This is a genomic window from Zoogloea sp. LCSB751, assembly GCF_002028455.1.
Lineage (GTDB): Bacteria > Pseudomonadota > Gammaproteobacteria > Burkholderiales > Rhodocyclaceae > Zoogloea.
This window is the reverse complement of sequence record NZ_MWUM01000282.1, coordinates 1-263: the sequence shown is the minus strand read 5'-3', so window position 1 is coordinate 263 and position 263 is coordinate 1. Positions and strand designations below refer to the sequence as shown.

The window sequence follows — 263 nt, the reverse complement described above, 5'->3', positions numbered from 1 at the left end:
GTGACAAAGTTTGAGATATTTGGATTAAATAGGGCATAGGCCTCGGTCAGCATATCTAAGGTGCCGATTTCTTTAAGCATGCCAACTAGCAATAAAATCCCTAAGAAGAATAACAAAGTGTCATATTCAACTTGGCGGATATATTCAAGGATCTTGATTTCTTCTTTATCGCTGCGCGTTGTATGACCAATCAGGAACATGATGGACAGACCGGTTAAGAAGGTCAGTACTGGAGGGATGCCAAACAAAATGTTGAGTAACAT

At 39.9% G+C, this 263-nt stretch carries 1 protein-coding gene; it reads right to left on the bottom strand.

Going from position 1 to position 263, the window contains the following annotated elements:
- Window positions 1-263, bottom strand: a 263-nt coding sequence (locus B4920_RS26645; protein ID WP_216820075.1) for a hypothetical protein, incomplete at both ends; no start/stop codon positions are given.